Raw genomic sequence first — 14,841 nt, 5'->3', positions numbered from 1 at the left:
TGCCACAACGATAAACCCTTCGTTGCCATGCATTCAGATCGGTTCAGCCTTGCAGACCCAATCGTCTTCCCGGCGCTTTTACCTCACCAGCGATGCGTCGATTTTCACCACGGCTTTGCGCACGTGCGCGGGTTCACCAACGGCACACAGCGGTTTGTGCACTTCCCCTGGGAAGAAGACGACAAAATCCCCTTCCTGCATCACAAACTGTTTTTCCTGCTCGCCCGCTGGCAGGAAGGCAATGTCTTTATCCGCCAGCCAATCGGTATCCGGCTTGCCCGCAGGCAGATTACTGAACGTCATTCCTTCCACACCGGACAGCACAATCTGAATGTCCAGATATTTGGCATGATACTCAGCGCGGCGTTTTTCCAGCAGATCGGTGCTGTCGTTGGAGATCAGCACAAACACGCTGTTGCCCTCAATATCATGCTTGCCCAGCGGCGTATCTGCCGTAATATTTTGCTTCACGTATTCAATCGCTTCACGCAGTTTGGCAGGCAGATAAGGAACCAGTTCAAGGTGGTGGACATTGCCAGTAATCATAAAAACCTCGTTAATAGAAAAAATGAAACTCTGTTTTATAATCCTTATACTCTCCAAATGTGACGCCCGCCAGCGCGTTAATACGAAAAAGTGAACTGCCCATCACTCTTCCCCATCGACCGTCTTCCACCTGCAAGCGTTATGCATACCACACCCTATCCGCAACCGATTGCGATGCGTAAAAAACCACGTTTTCTGCTTGAAATAGCCTAGTCGGCGCGTATAATTCCCGACAGTTTGCCGGGAGGGGTCATGTACTGTTACACCAAAAAATCCGCTGCTTATGTTGGTTCTCAACCACAACTGCCATCCGGCAGCCAGCCAGCGTTTTCCTTTCCGTTGCTCAATCATTCCATTAAGAAAGCCCCTCAATGAGGGGCTTTTTTTTGTGCCCTATCGTCCACGACGGCGCCCTTTCAGGGCATCGTTTTGTGGCATCAAAACGCGTTCAGGCATTTTTTTGCCGACAGCTCGGGCAGCCAGATACGATATTTCCTGTTTACTCGTGAGGAGAAAGACACCATGGTCAATCCGCTCTATCAAAAACATATTATTTCGATTAACGACCTCAGTCGGGAAGATTTGGAACTGACGCTGCGTGTCGCCGCCAGCCTGAAAGCCAAGCCTCAGCCTGAGCTGTTAAAGCATAAAGTGATTGCCAGCTGTTTCTTCGAGGCCTCCACCCGGACGCGTTTGTCTTTTGAAACCGCGATGCATCGCCTCGGCGCCTCCGTCGTCGGCTTCGCCGACAGCAACAACACGTCGCTGGGGAAAAAGGGCGAAACGCTGGCCGATACTATTTCCGTGATCGGCCAATATGTGGATGCCATCGTGATGCGTCACCCGCAGGAAGGCGCTTCCCGCCTTGCGACCGAGTTCTCCAACGGTATTCCGGTACTGAACGCTGGCGACGGCGCGAACCAGCACCCCACGCAGACGCTGCTCGATTTGTTCACCATTCAGGAAACGCAGGGGCGGCTGAACAACATCAATATCGCGATGGTCGGTGATTTGAAATACGGCCGCACCGTGCATTCACTCACGCAGGCGCTGGCGAAGTTTGAAGGCAACCGCTTCTACTTCATCGCCCCGGACGCACTGGCGATGCCAGACTACATTCTGAGTATGCTGAAAGAGAAAAATATTGCTTACAGCCTGCACAACAGCATCGACGAAGTCGTCGGCGAGCTGGATATCCTGTACATGACACGCGTGCAGAAAGAGCGTCTGGATCCGTCCGAGTACATCAACATCAAATCCCAGTTTGTCCTGCGCGCAGCCGACCTGCACAGCGCTCGCTCGAATTTGAAAGTGCTGCACCCGCTGCCGCGCGTCGATGAGATCACCATTGATGTAGATGCCACGCCCTACGCCTATTATTTCCAGCAGGCAGGCAACGGTATTTACGCCCGTCAGGCGCTGCTGGCGCTGGTCCTGAATCGCGAACTGGTTCTGTAAGAGGAAGAAACCATCATGACACACGATAATAAATTACAGGTTGAAGCGATCAAACGTGGCACGGTGATCGACCACATTCCCGCGCAGGTGGGTTTTAAACTGCTAACGCTGTTTAAACTCACCGCGACAGACCAGCGCATCACCATCGGCCTGAACTTGCCGTCCAACCACCTTGGGCGCAAAGATTTGATCAAGATCGAAAACGTCTTCCTGACCGAACAACAGGCGAATCAGCTGGCGATCTACGCACCACAGGCGACCGTCAATCAGATTGATGACTATGACGTCGTGCGCAAGCTGGTGCCGACGCTGCCAGAGCATATTACTGGCGTGCTCACCTGCCCGAACAGCAACTGCATCAGCCGCAGCGAACCGGTCTCCTCGTCGTTCAGCGTTAAACAGCGCGACGGCGACGTTCATCTGAAGTGTAAGTACTGCGAAAAAGAGTTTGAGCGTCAGGCCGTGCTGCAAGATCGTTAGTTTTCTGCTTTGCCCCGCGATGAACATTGCCTGCGGCGGGGCTTTTTTGAATAATGGCTGCGTCCGCGTAATGCCGATCATTTAAGGATCGAGATACTGGGGCGACCACGGCGTGAGGCATCCCTACGGGAACCTCATCACCGTGTTTCCCCTAAATCCATGCTTGAGTGGCTGGCATTCTACGTCCGCGTTCCTTTTACGCCCCCATCAAGGAGATACCATGTCACGCATTATCAGCACTGAGCACGCCCCTGCCGCCATCGGCCCCTATGTTCAGGGCGTTGACCTCGGCAGCATGATCATCACGTCCGGCCAGATTCCGGTGAACCCGAAAAGCGGTCTGGTAGCAGATAACATCACCGCTCAGACGCGCCAGTCACTGGAAAACGTACAGGCGATTGTGGAAGCCGCTGGCCTGAAAGTTTCCGATATCGTGAAAACCACGGTATTCGTGAAAGACCTGCACGACTTCACTCTGGTGAATACCGCCTATGAAGCCTTCTTCAACGAGCACGATGCCCCGTTCCCAGCTCGCTCTTGCGTTGAAGTTGCACGCCTGCCAAAAGACGTGAAGATCGAAATCGAAGCGATCGCCGTTCGTCGCTAAGCACCATCATTGATCGTTCTCTTCTCAAGACGCACCATTATGGCTGCGTCTTGCTGATTTTTAGCGTCTTTATTCTCCCTCCTCAGTGCAGACTTTCCTTGCTACGCACCAATTAGAGGAAAAAATCGTCTTCCCCTCTGACTACATCACGCTTTTCTCAAAATGGCGCATTTTATGCATTGTCCTATTATCGCTATTAAGCGTGCTGCCTGGGGATGACAATGATAAAAATGCAACTTCCATCTGCGCCTTATTATGACGAGATGCTTTCGTCGCAAGGCCAACAACGTCAACATTACAATTCCTATTGGCAATGGCTTCAGCAAACTGACCAACAGGCCATTAAACAGAAGAAAGAGCAGGCGGAACTGCTGTTTCACCGCGTCGGTATTACCTTTAACGTTTATGGCGAAGAAGGCGGCACCGAGCGCCTCATTCCGTTCGATAGCGTACCACGCATTATTCCCGCTCATGAATGGCAGTTACTCGATCGCGGTATTCGTCAACGAGTACAGGCGCTTAACGCGTTTCTCTACGACATTTATCATCAACAGCACATTCTCAACGCGGGCATTATTCCCCGTGAACAGGTGCTGGCCAACGAGCAATATCAGCCCTGTATGCAGGGAGTAAACCTGCACAACAACATTTATGCCCATATCACCGGGATTGATATGGTGCGCAACAGCGACGGGAATTATTACGTGCTGGAAGACAATTTGCGTACCCCATCCGGCGTCTCTTATATGCTGGAAAATCGCAAAATGATGATGCGCCTCTACCCGGATTTGTTTGCCAGCCAGCACATCGCCCCCGTCGAACGCTACCCTAGCTACCTGCTGCAAACGCTGCGTGAAAGTACGCAGGTCGACGATCCCACCGTGGTCGTGCTGACGCCGGGCCGTTTCAACAGCGCCTACTTTGAACACAGCTTTCTGGCACAGCAAATGGGCGTCGAACTGGTAGAAAGTGCGGATTTGTTCGTCAAAGCGGGTGCCGTCTATATGCGCACCACAGAAGGGCCTTGTCAGGTGGATGTGATTTATCGCCGTGTCGATGATGCCTTCCTTGACCCGTTAGCCTTTCGCGCTGATTCGATGCTCGGTGTACCCGGTCTCTTATCCGTTTATCGTGCGGGGGGCGTCGTGTTAGCGAACGCCGTCGGTACTGGCGTTGCCGACGATAAATCCATTTATCCCTATGTGCCGGAGATGATCCGCTTCTATCTTTCTGAAGAACCAATCCTCAGCAACATTCCTACCTGGCAGTGCCGCGATCCGAAAGATCTCCGCTATGTGCTCGATCATCTGGACAGCATGGTAGTGAAGGAAGTCCACGGTGCAGGCGGCTACGGCATGTTGGTCGGCCCACGCGCGACACGTCAGGAAATCGAGACGTTCCGTCAGCGTTTACTGGCGCACCCGCACAACTATATCGGTCAGGAAACACTGGCGCTCTCTACGTGTCCGACGTTTATCGATGATGGCTTAGCACCTCGTCATATCGATCTTCGCCCTTTTGCCCTCTCCGGCGAGGAAATCCGTCTGATCCCCGGCGGCCTGACACGCGTTGCCCTTACCGAAGGCTCTCTGGTCGTCAACTCCTCACAAGGCGGTGGCACCAAGGACACCTGGGTCATGGAAGGAGACGAATCATGCTAAGCCGCACCGCAAGTGAACTGTATTGGATGGCTCGCTATCTGGAACGAGCGGAAAGCCTCGCCCGCGTGCTGGATGTAACCTACAAACTCTCGATGATGCCGAGCCACAGTCAACAGCAACACGATCTGGCGTTGCCGCTGAATCTGACGATGACGCATGACTTATTCCAGCAGCGTTACGCCCATTTTTCGATGAATAACCTGCTGAATTTCTTCGCGCTGGACAACCAGAACCCGAGCAGTATCTACAACTGTATCGAGATGGCGTGGAACAACGCACACGCGGTGCGTGGCAGCCTCTCTTCCGAGGTGTGGGAGTGCATCAACACCACCCGCATCGACATTCGCAATCTGCGCCATCAGGGCGTGGATACCATCGGGATTGATGCGTTTTTTGACTGGGTAAAAGAGCGCTCCCATCTGTTTCGTGGCGCGATGTTCGGCACCTTGTTACGTAACGATGCGCAGTGCTTTATTCGGATTGGTACGCTGATTGAACGCGCCTATGCAACCGCACAACTGCTGAATGTCAAACAGCAGCAGCTTCATAACGACCCCGACCCGGTACGCGAGTATTACCGTCTGGATACCCTGCTGCGAGCGGTGAGCGCACGCGAAGCCTATCACAGCCTCTATCGCCAGCCGATCAACCCGGAAACCGTGACCGAACTGCTCGTCTTGCGTGAGGACATACCACGCTCTCTGCACGCCTGCATCAGCGATCTGGTTCTGCAACTCGAAGCCATCGGCAGCCAGCGCGCCAGAGTACCGCAGCGGCTTGCCCATCTGCTGCACGTTGAGCTGCGCTTCAGCACATTGGACGACATTCTGGCGCAGGATCTCCCCACCTATCTCAGCCACTTTATCGGCAAAATTAACGAGTTGGCTGACAGTATCCGCCACACCTATCTGGAGGCGTTATGAAACTAACCATCAATCACCTTACGCACTACCGCTACGATGAAGAAGTGAAATTCAGCACCCAGTATCTACGCCTGACACCGCAAGATTCAGCGCACCAGAGAATACGGGAATGGAAACTGACATTACCAGTTCCCGCCGTTCAAACCACCGATGCGTATGGCAATGTGTTGCATGTACTGACGCTCGACCATCCACACCATGACATTACGATTCATGCAGAAGGCATCGTTGATATCATCGACAGCGGCGAAAGCGTAAATCCAAACGAACAGGACACGCTGTCACCGCTGGTTTTTTTACGCATGACGCCGCTCACCGAAGCTGACGACGCTATTCGGGCGTTTGCACAGCGTTATTATCGTCAGGATGCGCCGGAAGAAAGCCTGAATACGCTGATGGCGGAATTACAGTTGAAAATGCCGTATACTCCCGGCGCAACGCAGGTTCAGGATACCGCAGCCGCCGCATTTGCCCTGCAAAAAGGCGTTTGTCAGGATCATACGCATGTTTTTCTGGCCTGCTGCCGCAGCCTGGCTATCCCTGCGCGCTATGTCAGCGGCTACGTATATAGTCAGGACACCCAGCATGTTGCCATGCATGCCTGGGCAGAAGTCTGGCTGAACGGGACGTGGCAGGGGTTCGACATTACTAACAGCACCCGTAAACTCCACCAGCATCTGTGGCTAGCCGTGGGGATGGATTATCTGGATGCTTGCCCGGTACGGGGAACGCGGCTGGGAGGCGGATGCGAAGAGATGTTTTCAGAAGCTGAAGTACGTTTGTTTGCGCGGCAACAGCAGGTACAGCAGCAACAGTAAAATTTTTAACGAAAAGGTACTTTATGACGTACTGCGTCGCCATGTGTCTGTCTGACGGTCTGGTTTTTGCTTCCGACTCCCGCACCAATGCCGGCGTTGATCACATTGCAACTTTCAAAAAGCTGCATGTTTTTCAACACGACGCAGAACGGGTTTTCGTGATCCAATGCGCGGGGAACTTGGCAACGACGCAAAGTATCATCAGCCTGCTCAGTGCCCGAATCAATGCGCAACACACGCCGAACCTGATGCAGATGGGGTCGATGTATGATGCCGCCATGCTGCTTGGGGAAACCGTGCGGGAAGTCATCCACCGTGATAGCAGCGCACAGCAAAATGGCAGCAACACCAACTTCGGCTGTAACCTGCTGCTGGGCGGGCAAATCGGTGGTGACACACATCGGCTATTTCATATTTATCCCGAAGGTAACTTCATTGAGGCGACGCCGGATACCCCCTACTTCCAAATCGGCGAAAGCAAATACGGTAAACCGATTATCGATCGTGTATTAACCATGGATACACCGCTGGAACAGGCCATGTGCTGTGCGCTGATTTCCATCGATTCTACGCTGCGCAGCAACTTGTCGGTCGGCTTGCCGTTGGACGTCATGATGTACCGCACCGATAGCTTTGACAGCAGCGAACAACAACGCATCACTGAAAACAACGCGTATTTTTCCACTATCCGTAAAGCCTGGTCTGAAGGGTTGCTAAACACGTTCCGCCAGCTTCCCCCTTTCCCTGACAGCAAACCGTAATCCGTCCCCCAATTGGCATTCGGGAGTCAGTATCATGATTGACTCCCGATGCCGAAAGACAGCATGAGTATTTCAGATATTTCTGTCTTTTCCCGCTCGCTGACGATAAAAACGCCCCAACCACGCCACCAGACCGCGTCCCACAAGCCTTCATGGATGCCACATCCGATCTGATTAAATTTCGATCAAGCTCGATTTATCTACTAGCTGGGAATTTCTTTGCTCTGCGTCAATTTTGCAGCGATAAAAGCGCAAACACTCCTACGCAATTTCAATATATAGTGCCTATCCTGTAAACATGACCTACATATAGTGTTTATCCACAGTGTCATCCACAGCCCCCTGTAACCCCTGTCGGCTAGGGCTTTCGCCTGTGGATAACCTTTCGAGAGGAAGAAAACGTGAAACCAGTAGTGATTAAACGGGACGGTTGCCAGGTGCCTTTTGATGAAGTGCGTATCAAAGAGGCGGTCGAACGCGCGGCGCATGCAGCCGGTGTCAATGATGCAGACTACTGCGCAACTGTGGCCTGTGCGGTCGCTCAACAAATGCAGGATAAAACGCGCGTAGATATCCGCGATATTCAGAACGCAGTCGAAAACCTGCTGATGTCCGGCAATTACAAGCAACTGGCGCGTACCTACATCGAATACCGCCACGATAGAGACATCGCGCGTGAACGCCACGGCCGGCTGAATCAGGAAATTCGCGGTCTGGTCGAGCAGAGCAACATGGCGCTGCTGAACGAGAACGCCAACAAAGACAGTAAAGTCATTCCCACTCAGCGCGACCTGCTGGCCGGTATTGTCGCCAAGCACTACGCCAAACAGTACATCCTGCCGCGTGATGTGGTATTGGCGCACGAACGTGGCGAGATTCACTATCACGACCTCGACTATTCGCCCTTTTTCCCGATGTTTAACTGCATGCTGATCGACCTGAACGGCATGCTGACCAATGGCTTCAAAATGGGTAATGCGGAGATTGAGCCGCCGAAGTCGATCTCAACCGCTACCGCCGTCACCGCGCAGATTATCGCGCAGGTCGCCAGCCACATTTATGGCGGCACCACGATTAACCGTATTGATGAAATTCTGGCGCCGTTCGTCACTGCCAGCCATGCGAAACATAAAGCGGTGGCAGAAGAGTGGCAGATTCCTGATGCGGAAAATTATGCCTTAACCCGCACGGAAAAAGAGTGCTACGACGCCTTCCAGTCACTGGAATATGAAGTCAACACGCTCCACACCGCTAATGGCCAGACGCCGTTCGTGACCTTTGGCTTTGGGCTCGGCGTCAGTTGGGAGTCACGTCTGATTCAGGAATCGATCCTGCGCAACCGCATTGCCGGACTGGGTAAAAATCACAAAACGGCGGTGTTCCCGAAACTGGTCTTCGCGATTCGCGATGGCCTGAATCACAAGGCTGGCGATCCGAATTACGACATCAAACAGCTCGCGCTGGAGTGCGCCAGCAAGCGCATGTACCCAGATATCCTGAACTACGATCAGGTCGTGAGCGTCACCGGGTCGTTCAAAACGCCAATGGGCTGCCGCAGCTTCCTCGGCGTTTATGAAGAAGACGGCCAGCAGATTCACGATGGTCGTAATAATCTGGGCGTGATTAGCCTTAACCTGCCGCGTATCGCGCTAGAGGCCGAAGGCAATGAAAGCCGTTTCTGGACGCTGCTCGACCAGCGTCTGGCACTGGCGAAGAAAGCGCTGATGACGCGCATTGCGCGGCTGGAAAACGTGAAAGCCCGCGTTGCGCCCATCCTGTATATGGAAGGTGCCTGTGGCGTACGTTTAAAAGCGGACGACAGCATTGCGGATATCTTCAAGAACGGACGCGCCTCCATTTCGCTGGGCTATATCGGCGTGTATGAAACGATTAATGCTCTCTTCGGTAGCCAAACTCACGTGTTTGATGACGAGGCGCTGCGTGCCAAAGCCGTAGCCATCATCGCTCGTCTGAAAGAGGCGACCGAGCAGTGGAAAGAGGAAACGGGTTATGGCTTCAGTCTGTACAGCACGCCGAGTGAAAACCTGTGTGACCGCTTCTGCCGTCTGGATACCGCCGAGTTTGGCGTCGTGCAGGGCGTGACGGACAAAGGGTATTACACCAACAGCTTCCATCTTGATGTGGAGAAGAAGGTGAACCCTTACCAGAAAATCGACTTCGAGTTGCCCTATCCGCCGCTGGCTAACGGGGGGTTCATTTGCTACGGCGAATATCCGAACCTGCAACACAACCTCAAGGCACTGGAAGACGTGTGGGATTACAGCTACAGCCGCGTGCCTTACTACGGCACCAACACGCCGATCGACGAATGCTACGAGTGTGGCTTCACCGGTGAATTCGAGTGCACCAGCAAAGGCTTCACCTGCCCGAAATGCGGCAACCACGATTCGGCACGCGTTTCCGTCACGCGCCGTGTGTGCGGCTACCTCGGCAGCCCGGATGCACGTCCATTCAACGCGGGTAAACAGGAAGAAGTTAAGCGCCGGATTAAACACCTGGGCAACGGTCAACTGGGGTAACCCCTTCCGAGCCGCAGCAATGCGGCCCGTCTTTCGCGGCACCGTCAACACACGCCCGCGTCATAACATGGGCTCTACCGTATGAATTACCACCAGTATTATCCCGTTGATGTTGTCAACGGCCCCGGCACCCGCTGCACGCTGTTTGTCGCTGGCTGCGTACATGAGTGTGCGGGGTGCTACAACAAAAGCACATGGCGACTGAACTCCGGCCAGCCGTTTACGCAGGAACAGGAAGATAGGATCATCGCCGACCTTCGGGATACGGTGATTCCACGGCAGGGTATTTCGCTGTCTGGCGGCGATCCGCTGCACCCACAGAATGTGCCTGACATCCTGCGGCTGGTGGAGCGCATACGCGCAGAATGCCCAGGCAAAGATATCTGGGTCTGGACAGGCTATGTGCTGGCCGAATTGACACCGGATCAACAGCAGGTGGTCGATCTCATCAATGTCTTAGTCGATGGAAAATTTGTGCAAGATCTGAAAGATCCCGCACTGATTTGGCGCGGCAGCAGCAATCAGGTTGTCCACCGCCTGCGGTGATCGATAGGCGGCTACTGAAGCGGTGGCTGCTTGCCCAATGACCGTAATTGATCGGATTCCAGCACGGTAACCCGCGCTTTGGGTTCCGGCGAGAACGCCTGATTCAGCAATGCCTGCGCGACCGTTTTTCCTTCAATGGCTCGCCACTTTGCCGGGAACAGGCGGAACAGCGGAGCGGCCAGGCTTTCTAACGGGCGGCTGTCTTCCCTTTCCCCTAGCAGCATCGACGGCTGTGCCAGGGTCAGATGTTGCCAGCCTTGCTGCCGCAGCGATCTTTCCGCTTCTCCCTTCACCCGCGAGTAGAAGAAAGGCGATGTCGCATTGGCGCTCAACGCACTAACCACCAACAGGTGCGTCGCGCCCAGCGCCAGCGCCACTTTTGATCCTTCCACCACCAGCGTGTAATCCACATAGCGGAATGCCTGTTTACTGCCTGCCGTCTTGAGCGTCGATCCCAGGCAGCAAAATGCGATGTCGACAGGGTCAGTCAATTGCCCTAGCGCGGTAGACAGATCGGAATCGTGCGGATTAACCACTTTCTCCGAAGGCGCCAGCGGCTTACGGGTCGGCGCATAGATCGTCTCGACCCGATTATTGGCTTTCAACAGCTGTAACAACTCGTGACCTACTAACCCCGTTGCACCTAATAACAATACCCGGCTCATCGGTTTTCCCCCTTACTCTGCGTCTTTCACGTTCCCATCTTTTGACGTTGCTGTTGTTATTTGTGTTCATTCCGCTGCCAGTGGCGTTTCTTACCAAAGCCCAACGTATTGTCCGTCATCTTGATTTCTGTCAGATCGAGTCGCCAGATCGGCGCTTGCGATGCCCGGGCAATAGGGAAACGCGTGTTATAGCGCGCTCTGGCATGCTGCGCCTCATCGCCCTCCAACTGCACCGCCAATCCGCGAAACTGCACACCCTTAATCAGCATCACACTCTTCGGCTGGCCGCTAACCGTACCCGCCACCTGCGGTAGCCTCGCCATTATTTCACCGTGGCGCGTCTGCAACTCCGTCATCAGATAGAAGGCTATCTGTTGATCGTCATAAGTATAGAAGCAACTCGCACACCATAATTCCGAATTTTCACCCACGCATAACGTCAGTACGTGCAGCTTTTTCAGGTAGCGGGAGATAGCGTCAAGATCGCCGCCCGTTCCTCTCGATGCTGTCTGCATTACGACACCTCACCCCACTTTCTGAACGAATGTATCCTGCCCAACCATTCGCTGGCCTTCCGCAGAATGCGGCAGCATGGCTTGCAGAGGCTGGCCGGTGTGTTTATCCAATAGCAGGGAGTGAGATTCCCCCTCAGCAAACAGTTGCTGCTTTCCCCACTGGCGTAACGCCACAACGAGCGGAAATAGCTGTTCGCCTTTTGGCGTCAGAACATATTCCTGATAGGCCGAACTGTCGGAAACGGGCTGAACGGACAAAATACCTTCGTCAACCAACGTGCGCAGACGGTCGGTAAGAATATTTTTCGCGACGCCCAAACTGCGCTGAAAATCGCTGAAACGGCGGCGATTATCGAAAGCATCGCGGATAACCAGCAGCGCCCAGCGATCGCCAATCACACCCAGCGCACGGGCGACAGGGCACGCATCCTCTTTCAGACTTTTGCGCTTCACCATGACGATTTCCTCCCCTTTTTCCTGTTCATCCTGCCTTACCCACAAACTAAAAAAATGACCGTACGTTTTTTGGTTGCAGAATAAAATCAGGGTATTTATGCTTCAAGTGGTTTTATTTTGAAACCAAAAATAGGCAATGAAAGCGAATATTATGAAAATAAGCCCTATTCATACCACGTCATCCGTCACTGAATGCGATCTTTACACCACTACGCCGCAGTTGACGGCCTGATAACGGCACAACGATTCTTGATAAGGAAACAGTATGAGCGAACTGACGTTACTGGCTGATGCCGATGAGCGCGGCCGACGTTATCTGGCTGCGAATGCACAGCGGCGGGTTTTCCCCGATGCAGACGCCCTCGCGGCACTGACACGTTTTGATGAAACGCTGCCGCAACAGGGTTTCTCACCCGAAAGCACGCTGGCGCTGTTGGATGAGGTCGGCTCCCCGGCGACCACCGCGTCCAATGGCCCAAACTATTTCGGCTTTGTTATCGGTGCCTCATTGCCGGTTGCCGCGGCGTCCGAACGATTGATGATTGCCTGGGATCAGTGCGCGTCCACCTTTGATAATTCGCCGGTCTCCGCCACGCTGGAACGCCTCGCCAGCCGCTGGGTGCTCGATGCCCTGAGCTTACCCAAAGACAGCGCCGTCGGTTTCGGCACCAGCGCCACCGCCTGCACGCTTTCCTGTCTGGCCGCCGCGCGTCGTGCCTTATTGGCAAAACAGGGCTGGGATTTTGACAACGATGGTCTGATCGGCGTTCCTGAAATCAAGGTCGTGATTTCGGAACTGACGCACATCACCGTGAAGAAAGCGCTGCGCGTACTCGGCTTTGGGCTACGCCATTTACGCATCGCGCCCGTTAATGCGTGTGGGCAGATTGATGCTGCGCAGCTTCCTCCGTTGGACGATAGCACGATTCTTTGTTTGCAGGCGGGTGAGGTCAATACGGGCGAGTTTGATGACTTTGCACAGATCATTCCCGTCGCGAAAGCAGCGGGAGCTTGGGTTCACGTTGATGGTGCTTTCGGACTCTGGGCCAGAGCCTCGTCCCACGCGGCGCTCACTGAGGGCATCGAGCTGGCCGACAGTTGGACAACGGACGCACACAAATGGCTGAACACCCCCTACGACTGTGCGATGGCGATTTGCCGCGATGCGGACGCGCTGGCCGAAGCGATGAACGCAGATGCGGTTTACTCCAGTGCGGCGCGAGATGCACAGAAGAATCTGACGCTCGAATTCTCCCGTCGTCCGCGCGGTATTCCCGTGTGGGCGGCACTGCGTACGCTAGGGCGTGACGGCGTGGCGGAGATGGTCGAACGACACTGCCGACAGGCAACATTCATCGCCGACGGCCTGCGCCATGCGGGATTTGAGGTACTAAATCGGGTTGTGCTTAATCAAGTTCTGCTGCGGGGAGAAACCGACAGCCAAACCACGGCGATACGGGAAGCGTTACAGGCCTCGGGTAAAGCATGGTTTGGCGGCACCGTCTGGCAGGGGCGTCCGGCCTTGCGCATCAGCGTGTCATCCTGGCGCACGCAGGACGATAACGTAAAGGCGCTCATCGCGCTGCTGACGGAAATCAAAGCGCAGACCCCACGCTGAACGAGGCGCAAAGGATAAAACGACGCTCCCCGCAAATGCGGGGAGAGAGAGACATCACCGGACTGCGGCGCACCGACATGCGCTAGACGTAAACGCTGATGCTGGAAACCTGTCCCTGAAAGCGGTTCAACGCCTCGGCCGCACGTTGCAGGCTTTCGGTATTTTGCACTTCGCTGCGGGATGATGCCCCCGCGACACCTTGCTGAATGGTATCGAAAACATTAATCGGCTGGAACACATTGGAAGGCGGCACGCTACCGACATTCTCTCGTGGCGACGAAATAAGCCCCAGCAGCGCGGAGCCTTCTTCACGTCCCAACCGCCCACTGCTGACAAGGCCTTCTACCGTTTCATACAGATCGGCTGGGCTAATGCGGGTGAAATCATATCGCGTCGTCTCACCGGCAGGAACGGCACCGCTTCCCGCCTGATAAGACTGAAGCTGTTCGGACAACGCCGCTTTCTCTGCATGTTCTGTAGAACGCTTCGCCATCACCTGCTGGCTGGCAAAAACGGACGACTCTGCGGCTTCAACTTTCATATCACCTCCTTACGGTAACGTATGGAAGACAAAAATCATTGGCATAGCACCTCACCGTTACGGTAGATGCAAAACTGGCGTGTTTTAATACTGACACGCAATCCCCCATCACGCCAGCCAGAAGCGAGGTTTATCCCCGCTCGCGCGGGGAACACATGCGGCCATCTTTCTGCTGGAAGCGGATTTTCGGTTTATCCCCGCTGGCGCGGGGAACACTTGCGTATATCCAGCGTACCTTTGCGGTAGTTCGGTTTATCCCCGCTGGCGCGGGGAACACTTCCATTTGGCCCTGCTCGTTGACCGTACAACCGGTTTATCCCCGCTGGCGCGGGGAACACAACTCAATGGTGCCGGGAAAGGGGATGATACACGGTTTATCCCCGCTGGCGCGGGGAACACGGTAAAGCAGGCGTTACGGCGAATGCGTATGCCGGTTTATCCCCGCTGGCGCGGGGAACACTTTCGCTACAACAGATGAGCAGATTTTTAACCCGGTTTATCCCCGCTGGCGCGGGGAACACTACGACCATTATCATTGATGTTAATGGAGAGACGGTTTATCCCCGCTGGCGCGGGGAACACATCTAAATTGACGTCAATACTCAGAGTTTGAGCGGTTTATCCCCGCTGGCGCGGGGAACACTACATACGAGTAAGTTTGTTTTCTATGAAATACGGTTTATCCCCGCTGGCGCGGGGAACACAG

General features: G+C 54.4%; 15 protein-coding genes and 1 CRISPR repeat array (1 of these 16 only partly in view). Of the genes, 10 read left to right on the top strand and 5 right to left on the bottom strand.

Translation table 11 applies throughout. The features are described from left to right. Positions 1-78: 78 nt before the first annotated feature. Positions 79-546 (bottom strand): NanQ anomerase/TabA/YiaL family protein, encoded by a 468-nt coding sequence (locus tag LCF41_RS01885; RefSeq protein WP_225086651.1) that lies wholly within the window; start codon positions 544-546, stop codon positions 79-81. A gap of 522 nt (positions 547-1,068) precedes the next feature. Here LCF41_RS01885 and pyrB point away from each other — a divergent pair. From pyrB to nrdG, 9 genes are all read left to right on the top strand, one after another. Further along, the gene (gene pyrB, locus LCF41_RS01880; protein ID WP_225086650.1) at positions 1,069-2,004 is read left to right on the top strand and encodes an aspartate carbamoyltransferase; all 936 of its coding nucleotides are present in this window, start codon (positions 1,069-1,071) and stop codon (positions 2,002-2,004) included. A gap of 15 nt (positions 2,005-2,019) precedes the next feature. After that, positions 2,020-2,484 carry an aspartate carbamoyltransferase regulatory subunit gene (pyrI, locus tag LCF41_RS01875; protein WP_225086649.1) on the top strand — a complete coding sequence of 155 codons (465 nt, stop codon included), beginning with the start codon at positions 2,020-2,022 and terminating at the stop codon, positions 2,482-2,484. Positions 2,485-2,704: 220 nt separating this feature from the next. Beyond that, positions 2,705-3,091 (top strand): 2-iminobutanoate/2-iminopropanoate deaminase, encoded by a 387-nt coding sequence (gene ridA, locus LCF41_RS01870; protein ID WP_224556680.1) that lies wholly within the window; start codon positions 2,705-2,707, stop codon positions 3,089-3,091. A 221-nt stretch (positions 3,092-3,312) separates the two neighbouring features. Next, the gene (locus LCF41_RS01865; RefSeq protein ID WP_225086648.1) at positions 3,313-4,752 is read left to right on the top strand and encodes a circularly permuted type 2 ATP-grasp protein; all 1,440 of its coding nucleotides are present in this window, start codon (positions 3,313-3,315) and stop codon (positions 4,750-4,752) included. Beyond that, positions 4,746-5,675, top strand: coding sequence for an alpha-E domain-containing protein (locus LCF41_RS01860; RefSeq protein WP_225086647.1), 930 nt, complete (start codon positions 4,746-4,748; stop codon positions 5,673-5,675). The genes LCF41_RS01865 and LCF41_RS01860 overlap by 7 nt, the downstream gene beginning before the upstream one ends. Continuing rightward, positions 5,672-6,493, top strand: coding sequence for a transglutaminase family protein (locus LCF41_RS01855; protein ID WP_225086646.1), 822 nt, complete (start codon positions 5,672-5,674; stop codon positions 6,491-6,493). The genes LCF41_RS01860 and LCF41_RS01855 overlap by 4 nt, the downstream gene beginning before the upstream one ends. Positions 6,494-6,516: 23 nt before the next feature. Continuing rightward, entirely contained in the window at positions 6,517-7,254 is a 738-nt protein-coding gene (locus LCF41_RS01850; RefSeq protein WP_225086645.1) for a proteasome-type protease, read from the top strand. 401 nt (positions 7,255-7,655) lie between these two features. Next, positions 7,656-9,794 (top strand): anaerobic ribonucleoside-triphosphate reductase, encoded by a 2,139-nt coding sequence (nrdD, locus tag LCF41_RS01845; RefSeq protein ID WP_225086644.1) that lies wholly within the window; start codon positions 7,656-7,658, stop codon positions 9,792-9,794. A gap of 81 nt (positions 9,795-9,875) precedes the next feature. Continuing rightward, a complete protein-coding gene (gene nrdG, locus LCF41_RS01840; RefSeq protein WP_225086643.1) occupies positions 9,876-10,340 on the top strand; it encodes an anaerobic ribonucleoside-triphosphate reductase-activating protein in 465 nt (154 codons plus the stop codon). 11 nt (positions 10,341-10,351) lie between these two features. Here the strand turns inward: nrdG and LCF41_RS01835 are convergent, their stop codons facing one another. From LCF41_RS01835 to LCF41_RS01825, 3 genes are read right to left on the bottom strand one after another with little or no spacing between them, the layout of a single operon-like run. Continuing rightward, complete coding sequence (locus LCF41_RS01835; protein WP_225086642.1) at positions 10,352-11,005, bottom strand: Rossmann-fold NAD(P)-binding domain-containing protein; 654 nt, start codon at positions 11,003-11,005, stop codon at positions 10,352-10,354. A 56-nt stretch (positions 11,006-11,061) separates the two neighbouring features. Then, positions 11,062-11,520 (bottom strand): YhbP family protein, encoded by a 459-nt coding sequence (locus LCF41_RS01830; RefSeq protein ID WP_225086641.1) that lies wholly within the window; start codon positions 11,518-11,520, stop codon positions 11,062-11,064. Between the two features lie 9 nt (positions 11,521-11,529). Beyond that, positions 11,530-11,976 carry a winged helix-turn-helix transcriptional regulator gene (locus tag LCF41_RS01825; RefSeq protein WP_225086640.1) on the bottom strand — a complete coding sequence of 149 codons (447 nt, stop codon included), beginning with the start codon at positions 11,974-11,976 and terminating at the stop codon, positions 11,530-11,532. Positions 11,977-12,241: 265 nt separating this feature from the next. Here LCF41_RS01825 and LCF41_RS01820 point away from each other — a divergent pair, with 265 nt between their 5' ends. Then, positions 12,242-13,594, top strand: a complete 1,353-nt coding sequence (locus LCF41_RS01820) for a pyridoxal phosphate-dependent decarboxylase family protein (protein ID WP_225086639.1) — start codon at positions 12,242-12,244, stop codon at positions 13,592-13,594. Between the two features lie 82 nt (positions 13,595-13,676). On the opposite strand, the gene LCF41_RS01815 is transcribed toward LCF41_RS01820, so the two are convergent. Further along, positions 13,677-14,135: a hypothetical protein gene (locus LCF41_RS01815; protein ID WP_225086638.1), complete on the bottom strand. Its 459-nt coding sequence runs from the start codon at positions 14,133-14,135 to the stop codon at positions 13,677-13,679. A 126-nt stretch (positions 14,136-14,261) separates the two neighbouring features. Further along, a CRISPR array of direct repeats spans positions 14,262-14,841; the repeat unit is 29 nt; unit sequence CGGTTTATCCCCGCTGGCGCGGGGAACAC; it runs 1,374 nt beyond the window's last position.

This window comes from Pectobacterium colocasium (assembly GCF_020181655.1).
GTDB lineage: Bacteria > Pseudomonadota > Gammaproteobacteria > Enterobacterales > Enterobacteriaceae > Pectobacterium > Pectobacterium colocasium.
This window is presented reverse-complemented; position numbering and strand designations above follow the sequence as displayed.

Bases quoted from the DNA above. Each gene is read 5' to 3' on its own strand.
- LCF41_RS01825 (WP_225086640.1), bottom strand. From the start codon at position 11,976: ATGGTGAAGCGCAAAAGTCTGAAAGAGGATGCGTGCCCTGTCGCCCGT.
- LCF41_RS01850 (WP_225086645.1), top strand. From the start codon at position 6,517: ATGACGTACTGCGTCGCCATGTGTCTGTCTGACGGTCTGGTTTTTGCT.
- LCF41_RS01820 (WP_225086639.1), top strand. From the start codon at position 12,242: ATGAGCGAACTGACGTTACTGGCTGATGCCGATGAGCGCGGCCGACGT.
- LCF41_RS01815 (WP_225086638.1), bottom strand. From the start codon at position 14,135: ATGAAAGTTGAAGCCGCAGAGTCGTCCGTTTTTGCCAGCCAGCAGGTG.
- LCF41_RS01885 (WP_225086651.1), bottom strand. From the start codon at position 546: ATGATTACTGGCAATGTCCACCACCTTGAACTGGTTCCTTATCTGCCT.
- LCF41_RS01860 (WP_225086647.1), top strand. From the start codon at position 4,746: ATGCTAAGCCGCACCGCAAGTGAACTGTATTGGATGGCTCGCTATCTG.
- LCF41_RS01865 (WP_225086648.1), top strand. From the start codon at position 3,313: ATGATAAAAATGCAACTTCCATCTGCGCCTTATTATGACGAGATGCTT.
- LCF41_RS01855 (WP_225086646.1), top strand. From the start codon at position 5,672: ATGAAACTAACCATCAATCACCTTACGCACTACCGCTACGATGAAGAA.
- LCF41_RS01835 (WP_225086642.1), bottom strand. From the start codon at position 11,005: ATGAGCCGGGTATTGTTATTAGGTGCAACGGGGTTAGTAGGTCACGAG.
- pyrI (WP_225086649.1), top strand. From the start codon at position 2,020: ATGACACACGATAATAAATTACAGGTTGAAGCGATCAAACGTGGCACG.
- LCF41_RS01830 (WP_225086641.1), bottom strand. From the start codon at position 11,520: ATGCAGACAGCATCGAGAGGAACGGGCGGCGATCTTGACGCTATCTCC.
- ridA (WP_224556680.1), top strand. From the start codon at position 2,705: ATGTCACGCATTATCAGCACTGAGCACGCCCCTGCCGCCATCGGCCCC.
- nrdG (WP_225086643.1), top strand. From the start codon at position 9,876: ATGAATTACCACCAGTATTATCCCGTTGATGTTGTCAACGGCCCCGGC.
- pyrB (WP_225086650.1), top strand. From the start codon at position 1,069: ATGGTCAATCCGCTCTATCAAAAACATATTATTTCGATTAACGACCTC.